Source organism: Streptomyces sp. 8P21H-1 (assembly GCF_013302945.1).
The window spans coordinates 1-8,543 of record NZ_JABTYA010000297.1; the positions used below are offsets into that span (position 1 = coordinate 1).

Annotated in this window: 8 protein-coding genes, 1 pseudogene and 1 riboswitch; of the genes and pseudogenes, 6 read left to right on the top strand and 3 right to left on the bottom strand. The window is 70.9% G+C overall.

What is annotated here, in order from left to right; genetic code table 11:
• Positions 1–182 (bottom strand): annotated as a pseudogene (locus tag HO151_RS06275) (ROK family protein); the annotation flags it as partial.
• 166 nt (positions 183–348) lie between these two features.
• Here HO151_RS06275 and HO151_RS06280 point away from each other — a divergent pair.
• The 3 genes from HO151_RS06280 to otsB all read left to right on the top strand — a co-directional run bounded on the left by HO151_RS06280 (position 349) and on the right by otsB (position 2,938).
• A complete protein-coding gene (locus HO151_RS06280) occupies positions 349–1,614 on the top strand; it encodes an extracellular solute-binding protein (protein ID WP_173895106.1) in 1,266 nt (421 codons plus the stop codon).
• Between the two features lie 197 nt (positions 1,615–1,811).
• A complete protein-coding gene (locus HO151_RS06285; RefSeq protein WP_173895107.1) occupies positions 1,812–2,051 on the top strand; it encodes a DUF3263 domain-containing protein in 240 nt (79 codons plus the stop codon).
• Positions 2,052–2,080: 29 nt separating this feature from the next.
• A complete protein-coding gene (gene otsB, locus HO151_RS06290) occupies positions 2,081–2,938 on the top strand; it encodes a trehalose-phosphatase (protein WP_173895108.1) in 858 nt (285 codons plus the stop codon).
• 96 nt (positions 2,939–3,034) lie between these two features.
• Here the strand turns inward: otsB and HO151_RS06295 are convergent, their stop codons facing one another.
• On the bottom strand, positions 3,035–4,495 hold the full coding sequence (locus tag HO151_RS06295) for a trehalose-6-phosphate synthase (RefSeq protein WP_173895109.1): 1,461 nt from the start codon (positions 4,493–4,495) through the stop codon (positions 3,035–3,037).
• A 210-nt stretch (positions 4,496–4,705) separates the two neighbouring features.
• Complete coding sequence (locus HO151_RS06300) at positions 4,706–5,653, bottom strand: glucosyl-3-phosphoglycerate synthase (RefSeq protein WP_173895110.1); 948 nt, start codon at positions 5,651–5,653, stop codon at positions 4,706–4,708.
• A gap of 223 nt (positions 5,654–5,876) precedes the next feature.
• A riboswitch (SAM riboswitch) is annotated at positions 5,877–6,034 on the top strand.
• Positions 6,035–6,049: 15 nt separating this feature from the next.
• On the opposite strand from HO151_RS06300, the gene thrC reads away from it, so the two are divergent.
• The 3 genes from thrC (at position 6,050) to HO151_RS06315 (ending at position 8,402) form a co-directional block, all read left to right on the top strand.
• Complete coding sequence (gene thrC, locus HO151_RS06305) at positions 6,050–7,387, top strand: threonine synthase (protein ID WP_173895111.1); 1,338 nt, start codon at positions 6,050–6,052, stop codon at positions 7,385–7,387.
• An 80-nt stretch (positions 7,388–7,467) separates the two neighbouring features.
• Complete coding sequence (locus HO151_RS06310; protein ID WP_173895112.1) at positions 7,468–7,743, top strand: ubiquitin-like small modifier protein 1; 276 nt, start codon at positions 7,468–7,470, stop codon at positions 7,741–7,743.
• A gap of 452 nt (positions 7,744–8,195) precedes the next feature.
• The gene (locus HO151_RS06315) at positions 8,196–8,402 is read left to right on the top strand and encodes a cold-shock protein (protein ID WP_007493268.1); all 207 of its coding nucleotides are present in this window, start codon (positions 8,196–8,198) and stop codon (positions 8,400–8,402) included.
• Positions 8,403–8,543: the final 141 nt, after the last annotated feature.

Genomic DNA, 8,543 nt, shown 5'->3' on the forward strand with positions numbered 1-8,543 from the left:
AAGTGGCGCTCGCCGTGCGCCCGCAGGTCGGCGGCGAAGGCGAGGATCGACTCGACGACGGCGTCCGGGCCGCGCTCGCGGCCGGTCGTGCGGCGGGCCCGGTGGAGCAGCCCGCCGTCCGCCCCCACGAGGGCGGCCTTCATCCCGGTGCCGCCCACATCCAGGGCGATGACGTGTCTCACCCGCACAGTGTCGCCCCTCACCCCATGAGAGGTCTAGTCCACTTACGTGGTGTAGACCTTATAGCGAAAATTGCTAATCGAAAGATGTGGTCGCACCGGTGAATCCGTGGGGGGACACGGACGCGCGGGCGCGGCGGCAGGCTCGACAGGGTTGAGGACGGCAGCAGTGCAGCGGCGAGTGACAGGCCTGATCGCGGTGGTCTCCGCGCTGGGGGTGACCGCGGCTCTCGGAGGCTGCGGCAGTTCCGGCGGGTCGGGGGGCGTCACCCTGAGACTCGTGGCGGCGGACTACGGCGACTCCCAGGCGAACAGTTCACAGAAGTACTGGGACAAGCTGACCCATGCGTACGAGAAGGAGCACCCCGATGTCGACGTCGAGGTGAGCGTCTACTCGTGGAACGAGGTGGACGCCAAGGTCAAGGCCATGGTCGCCGACGGCGACCCGCCCGACATGGCCCAGATCGGCGCGTACGCCGACTACGCGGCCGCGGGACAGCTCTACCGGGTCGACGACGTGCTCTCCATAGACACCCAGGCCGACTTCGTACGGCAGCTGTCCGCGGCCGGGGAGATCAACCGGACGCAGTACGGCATGCCGTTCGCCTCCTCCACGCGGCTGCTCTTCTACAACAAGGACCTCTTCGAGGACGCCGGCCTCACCCCGCCCGAGAACTGGCGCCAGCTGGCGTCCGCCGCGGCGGCGCTCAAGGCCCGGGGCGTGAAGTACCCGTACGCGCTGCCCCTGGGGCCGGAGGAGGCCCAGGCCGAGACGATGATGTGGCTGCTCAGCGGCAACGGCGGGTACACCGACACGGTCGGCTCCTACACGCTGGACTCCGAGCAGAACACGGACACGTTCACCTGGCTCAAGGAGAAGCTGGTCGGCAAGGGCCTCACGGGGCCGGTCGCGCCCGGGAAGCTCAACCGCGCGCAGGCGTTCGCGGCGTTCACGCGCGGCGAGGTCGGCATGCTGAACGGCCACCCCACGCTGATGAAGGCCGCCGCCGAGAAGGGCGTGAAGTTCGGCATGGTGCCGATGCCCGGCGTCGACGGGCGGTCCAGGTCCACGATGGGCGTCGCCGACTGGATGACGGCGTTCAAGGAGAACGGGCACGGGGAGCAGATCGGGGAGTTCCTCGACTACGTGTACAGCGAGAAGAACGTGCTCGACTTCTCGCACGAGTACGACCTGCTGCCGGTGACGACGTCCGCGTCCGAGGCGATGGCCGCGGACACGGACGACGCGGATCTCGTCGACTTCCTGGAGGAGCTGCCGAACGCCGAGCTGTATCCCGTGGCGCAGACGTCGTGGGCGGCCGTCAGCGCGGACATCAAGCGGCAGATCGGTGCGGCGGTGGAGGCGGGCGGGAACCCGGCGGTGACGCTGGGGCATCTGCAGCGGGCTGCCGTGGCGGCGCAGAGCGCGGAGTAGCTCCGCTGGTTGGCGGGGTTGGGCGTGGGGTGGCTTCTGCCGGATGACGACTGCCGGTCCGGTGGGGGCCGGTCGCGCAGTTCCCCGCGCCCCTGAAAGATCGCGCAGTTCCCCGCGCCCCTGAAAGCAAAAGCGCAAAGACCGCGCCGTTCCCCGCGTCCCCCAGGGGCGAGAGGCCGGGGGGTTAGGTTGGGGGTATGGGTGATGGAGGGATGTCCTCGTTGGAGCGGGCCGTGCTCGCGTTGGAGGGGCGGGGGTGGGAGGCGCCGGGGGTCAAGGAGCGGGCCATCCGGGAGGAGCTGGGGATGGCCCCGGTCCGCTACTACCAGCTGCTGAACGCCCTGCTGGACACGGAGCGCGCCCTGGCCCACGACCCGGTGACGGTCAACCGGCTGCGGCGGGTGCGTGACGCACGCAGGGCCCAGCGGGAGGAGTAAGCCCCCACCTCGGCGGATAGGGTCGAAGCATGGCCAGTCACCCCGACCCATCGCCGCTCCCGAGCCCCGTGACCCCGGCGGGCCGGGACGGTCTCGATGCCATCCTCGCCCGGCCCCACAAGGCCGTCCTCGCCTTCGACTTCGACGGCACGCTCGCGCCGATCGTCCCGGACCCCGAACAGGCCCGCGCCCACCCGGACGCCGTACCCGCGCTCGCGGCACTGGCCCCCAAGGTGGCCTCCGTGGCCGTCGTCACCGGCAGGCCGGCCGGTGTCGCCGTGCGGTACGGCGGCTTCGCCGGAGTCCCGGGCCTCGACCACCTCGTCGTGCTCGGCCACTACGGGGCGGAGCGCTGGGACGCCGTCACCGGTACCGTCCGGGCCCCCGCCGCGCCCCCCGGCGTCGCCGCCGCCCGTGCCGAACTGCCCGGCTTCCTCGACGGCATCGGCGCCTGGCAGGGCAGCTGGATCGAGGAGAAGGGCCGGGCCGTCGCGGTCCACACCCGCCGCGCCCAGGACCCCCAGGCCGCGTTCGAGGCACTGCGCGAGCCGCTCGCCCTGCTCGCGCAGCGGCACGGCCTGATCGTCGAACCGGGAAGGATGGTGCTGGAGTTGCGCCCGCCCGGCATGGACAAGGGCGTGGCCCTCGGCGAGTACGTACGCGAGGTGGGCGCCGAGTCGGTCATGTACTGCGGCGACGACCTGGGCGACCTGCCGGCCTTCGCCGCGGTGGAGAAGCTCCGCGCCGAGGGGCTCCCGGGCCTGCTGGTGTGCAGTGGCAGCACGGAGGTCACCGAACTGGCCGACCGCGCCGACCTGGTGGTGGCCGGCCCGGAGGGAGTGGCCACGCTGCTCACCACCCTGGCCGACCGCCTGGCACCCCTTTAGTCCCTGAAAGGGCGCGCTGCACCCCGCGAAGGGGGCAGCGCGCCCTTTCAGGGGCGCGGGGAACTGCGCGACCGGCCCTCACCGGACCGGCAGTCGTCATCCGGCAGAAGCCACCCCACCATCCCCACCGGCCTGCGGAGCTTCACGCAGCGCGTGGAGCTGATCCAGGAACCACTGCGTCGGAGGCAGCGCGGTCGCCGCCGCGGCCAGCCGCTTCGTCCGCTCGGCCCGCTCGGCCGTCGGCACGGTCAGCGCCCGGTGCAGCGCGTCCGCCGTGCCCACGACGTCGTACGGGTTCACCACGACCGCGTCCTCGCCCAGCTCCTCGTACGCCCCCGCCTCCCGCGAGAGCACCAGCACGCAGCCGTCGTCCGCCACGACCGGCACCTCCTTCGCGACGAGGTTCATACCGTCGCGGATGGGGTTCACCAGGGCCACGTCGGCCAGTCGGTACGCCGCGAGCGAGCGCGCGAAGTCGTCCTTCACGTGCAGCACCACCGGGGTCCAGCCCGCCGTCCCGTACCGGGCGTTGATCTCCTCGGCGACCCGCTGCACCTCGGCCGTGTAGTCGCGGTAGACCGCCAGGTCCTGGCGCGACGGGTAGGCGAACGCCACGTGCACCACGCGCTCGCGCCACTCGGGCCGGTCCTCCAGCAACTGCCGGTAGGCCAGCAGGCCGCGCACGATGTTCTTGGACAGCTCGGTCCGGTCCACCCGCACGATCGTCCTGCGGGGGGTGCCGTCGGGGGCGGTGCCGATCTGCTCGCGCAGGGACGCCATCCGCTCGTCGACGTCGGGCCGGTGCGCGCGCTCGCGCAGGAAGTCCGCGTCCGCGCCGAGGCCGTGCACGCCGACGCGGGTGCCGGAGGCGGCGCCGGGTCCCAGTACGGTCTCGCAGCACGCGGTGAACGCGTCCGCCCAGCGCCGGGTGAGGAACGCGGCCCGGTCGGCGCCGAGGATGCCGTCGAGCACCTGCGCCGCGATGTCGTCCGGCAGCAGCCGGAAGTAGTCCACCGGGGCCCACGGGGTGTGCGAGAAGTGGCCGATCCGCAGGTCGGGGCGGAGCTCGCGGAGCATCCGCGGCACCAGCGACAGGTGGTAGTCCTGTACGAGGACCGCGGCGCCGTCCGCCGCCTCCTCGGACAGCGCCTCGGCGAAGGCTCGGTTGTACGTCTCGTAGGCCGCCCACCGGCGCCGGAACTCCGTGTCGAAGACCGGCTCCAGGGGGGTCTGGTAGAGCATGTGGTGGACGAACCACAGGGCGGAGTTCGCGATGCCGTTGTAGGCGGCGGAGTGGGTCTCGGCGTCGATGTCGAGCATCCGGACGCCCTCCTCGCCGATCCCGCGCCGCACCGCCTCGCGGTCGCCGTCGCCGAGGGCCGAGCAGACCCACAGGGCGCCGGCGTCCGGGCCGATGGCGGAGAGGCCCGACACGAGTCCGCCGCCACCGCGCTTGGCTGTGAGCTCGCCGGACTCGTCCCGGGTGTACGAGACGGGGCCGCGGTTGGACGCGACGAGGACGGGGTGGGTGGCGCGGTCGCTGCGGGTGGAAGCCATGACTCGAAATCTAGCCGCAGGTCCAACCACTCAAACGTTCCACTCCCCCGCGGACGGAAGCGTATGGAGCATCCGGCTCCCAACGACCCCGACCCGGCCCCCGCAAGGGGCGCGGGGAACTGCGCGCTCAACCCCCACGGTGCCGCAGCCGGCAACGGCACACACCGCCGAGCCCCACGCAGTGGAGCCGCCCCACGCAGTGGAACCGCGTCACGCCGCGCGTCGCTCCTCGTACTCCGCGATCTCCGTCATCGGAGGCCGCTCCTCCACGTCCACCGCGTACGTACGCGGCTCGAAGCCGCGTTCCCCCCGCTCGAACTGCGTCAGCGACGGCCGCACCAGATGCCCCCGCGCGAGCCGCAGCTGAGCCGTGCGGTAGATCGCCGCGGCCATCCGCCCGAGCGCCTGCCCGTCCTGGTGCCGGTGCCGGCGCACACCGACGTCGACCTGCGCGAGGGCGTCCAGCCCGACCAGGTGCAGCGCGTCCACCAGCATGCCCAGCTCCACCCCGTACCCCACGGGGAACGGCAGCCGTTCGAGGAGGGAGCGCCGCGCCGCGTACTCCCCGCCCAGCGGCTGCACGAAGCCCGCCAGCCGCGGCCAGTGCATGTTGAGCAGCGGACGCGCCATCAGCTCCGTGACCCGGCCCCCCTGGCCCGCGGCGGCGCCCAGCGGCCGGTCGTACATCGCCTTGACGAGGTGCACGCCCGGATCGGTGAGTAGCGGCCCCACGATCCCGGAGACGAAGTCCGCCGAGAAGTCCTTCAGGTCCGCGTCGACGAAGGCGACGATGTCCCCGCGGGTGACGAGCAGCGAGCGCCACAGCACCTCCCCCTTCCCGGGCAGGGCCGGGACACGGGGCAGGATCTCGTCGCGGTGCACGACACGGGCCCCCGCCGCCGCGGCGACCTCCGAGGTCCGGTCCGTCGACCCCGAGTCGATCACCACGACCTCGTCGACCAGCGGAGCCCCCGCCGTCATCAGCTCACGGCGTATCACGGCGACTATCCCGCCGACCGTCTCCTCCTCGTCGAGGGCGGGCAGGACGACGCTCACCGTGGAACCGGTGGACCGCTTCGCGGCCATGAGCTTCTCGAGCGGGCGGTCCTCGGCGGACCAGGAGCGCGTGCTCAGCCAGCGCTCGACGTCTTCCAGCACGTGCGGCTCTCCCTCACGTTCATCGGGATGCTTGATCGGGATGCTTGTCGCCCGTCGCGACGCCGACCGGTGTGACGGTCATCTCGCGGTTCGGACGGTGCTCTCCCTCGTCCGGGCCTTCGGTTACAGTCTTGAACAACGCTGATGACCATCGCATGCCGGGGTCGTCGCGTGCACCACCAGGATCGACAGCAGGATCGACAGCGACACCACAACCGAATACCGCTCATCCAGAGGGGCAGAGGGACACGGCCCGTTGAAGCCCCGGCAACCCTCCGGCCGGTCTCGTCCTGATCATCGTTGATCAGCGCGGCGAGGCTCCCGGCTCGGGAAGGTGCCAATTCCGTCTCACGGCGAAGTGCGTCGTGAGGAAGATGAGGAAAGGGCCTCGCCTCCATGGCTGCGCAGACAGTTGCAAGCACCACGAATTCCGCCTCCGCCTTCCCCTCCGCCTCCGTCGCGGACACGGCAGCGAACCCCGTCGACCTCGGTCCGGCCGCCGCGCTGTCCTGCCGGGAGTGCGGCCACCGCGTCCCGCTCGGTCCGGTCTTCGCCTGCGAGGAGTGTTTCGGCCCGCTGGAGATCGCCTACGACTTCTCCGGCCACGACACGGAGGAGCTGCGCAGGCGGATCGAGGCGGGACCCGCGAACATCTGGCGCTACGCCCCGCTGCTGCCCGTTCCCGCGGACGTGGCCGACAAGCCGAACATCAACCCCGGTTGGACCAAGCTCGTCAAGGCCGACAACCTGGCCCGCGAGCTGGGCGTCGACGCCGGCAAGCTCTTCGTCAAGGACGACTCCGGCAACCCGACGCACTCCTTCAAGGACCGCGTCGTCGCCCAGGCCCTGGAGGCCGCGCGGGCGTTCGGCTTCACCACGCTCTCCTGCTCCTCCACCGGCAACCTGGCGGGCGCGGTGGGCGCCGCCGCCGCGCGGGCCGGCTTCCGCTCCTGCGTGTTCATCCCGCACGACCTGGAACAGGGCAAGGTCGTGATGGCCGCGGTCTACGGCGGCGAGCTCGTCGGGATCGAGGGCAACTACGACGACGTGAACCGCTTCTGCTCCGAGCTGATCGGCGACCCGGCGGGCGAGGGCTGGGGCTTCGTCAACGTCAACCTGCGGCCGTACTACGCGGAGGGGTCCAAGACCCTGGCGTACGAGATCTGCGAGCAGCTCGGCTGGCGGCTGCCGGACCAGCTGGTCGTGCCGATCGCCTCCGGCTCGCAGCTCACGAAGATTGACAAGGGCCTGAAGGAGCTGATCCAGCTCGGTCTCGTCGAGGACAGGCCGTACAAGATCTTCGGCGCCCAGGCCGAGGGCTGCTCGCCGGTGTCCGCCGCCTACAAGGCCGGGCACGACGTGGTGCGGCCGCAGAAGCCGGACACGATCGCCAAGTCGCTCGCCATCGGCAACCCGGCCGACGGGCCGTACGTGCTCGACATCGCCCGGCGGACGGGCGGGGCCGTGGAGGACGTGGACGACGCGCAGATCGTCGACGCGATCAAGCTGCTGGCGCGCACGGAGGGGATCTTCGCGGAGACCGCCGGCGGGGTGACCGTGGGTGTGGCCAGGAAGCTGATCGAGAACGGGGTGCTCGACCCGAGCCTGACGACGGTCGTCCTCAACACGGGTGACGGTCTGAAGACCCTCGACGCGGTGGCCTCCGACACGGGGCTCACCGCGACCATCCGCCCGAACCTGGAGTCGTTCCACGAGGCCGGGCTCGGTTCCTAGCCGGGTCCCGGCCGCCGCCCGTTCCCACGCCCGCCCCTCCCGCGCCGTACGCCGCCCACACCCGACGGAGGTCCTGTCCCATGAGCGTCAACGTCCGCATCCCCACCATCCTGCGCACCTACACCGGCGGCCGGGCCGAAGTGGCCGCCGAGGGGGCGACCCTCGGTGAGGTCATCGCCGACCTGGAGAAGAACCACACGGGGATCGCGGCCCGTGTCCTGGACGACCAGGGGAAGCTGCGGCGGTTCGTCAACGTGTACGTGAACGACGACGACGTCCGGTTCGAGCAGGGGCTGGAAACCGCCACGCCCGACGGCGCCGGTGTCTCGATCATCCCGGCGGTCGCCGGCGGCTGAGCCGAAACCGGTCAGGTGGCCGGAAATTACTTCAGGTAATGCCGAACACGCAGAGTTCATCGAATTGCCCCCTCCGGGAGAGAAGTGGAGGGGGCAATTCCTATGGTTGAGCGAGGTACAGTTGGGGAACCTGCTTCACTCCGCCCGCTCCGCGCATAGGGGGCGACGCTCGGGGTTCGACAAGAAGCAGCCAAAGTGCCCGGCGCTTTCAAGCCGTTTATGGCATTTGTGGGGCCCGACTTGCCCTGGATCCACGTGAATCCTTCACAAATTTCCGATCAACCGTGCCTGGAATTCTCGTCGGACTGACCTGTTGCAGAGGGCAGTTGGGCAGATACATTCAGCCGCGGTCGACGCGTTCCGGCGCACACCCCCAACCGTTGGGGGGTGAGGTCTGACCCGGATCCGCGAAGTGCGGATCTGTGCAAGGGCCAGTAATAGGGGAGTTAGGCATGGCTCAGGGCACCGTCAAGTGGTTCAACGCGGAGAAGGGGTACGGCTTCATCGCGGTCGACGGTGGTGCGGATGTTTTCGTCCACTACAGCGCGATTCAGATGGACGGCTACCGCACCCTGGAAGAGGGTCAGCGGGTCGATTTCGAGATCTCGCAGGGCCAGAAGGGGCCGCAGGCGGACATGGTCCGTCTGGCGACCGGCTGAAGCACGCGTCGACTTACTGCAGCGACGTTCTTCTCCGAAGGGCCCGCACCCGACCGGGTGCGGGCCCTTCGGCACGCTTGGCCGCGGGCGGCACGCGCCGGCCGCGCACGCGAACGTGACCGCGTGCACGGGCTGCGCGTG

What these genes read in the sequence shown, in the direction of transcription:
- HO151_RS06295 (WP_173895109.1), bottom strand. Translation starts at nt 4,495, where the DNA reads ATGGCTTCCACCCGCAGCGACCGCGCCACCCACCCCGTCCTCGTCGCG.
- HO151_RS06310 (WP_173895112.1), top strand. Translation starts at nt 7,468, where the DNA reads ATGAGCGTCAACGTCCGCATCCCCACCATCCTGCGCACCTACACCGGC.
- HO151_RS06285 (WP_173895107.1), top strand. Translation starts at nt 1,812, where the DNA reads ATGGGTGATGGAGGGATGTCCTCGTTGGAGCGGGCCGTGCTCGCGTTG.
- thrC (WP_173895111.1), top strand. Translation starts at nt 6,050, where the DNA reads ATGGCTGCGCAGACAGTTGCAAGCACCACGAATTCCGCCTCCGCCTTC.
- HO151_RS06315 (WP_007493268.1), top strand. Translation starts at nt 8,196, where the DNA reads ATGGCTCAGGGCACCGTCAAGTGGTTCAACGCGGAGAAGGGGTACGGC.
- otsB (WP_173895108.1), top strand. Translation starts at nt 2,081, where the DNA reads ATGGCCAGTCACCCCGACCCATCGCCGCTCCCGAGCCCCGTGACCCCG.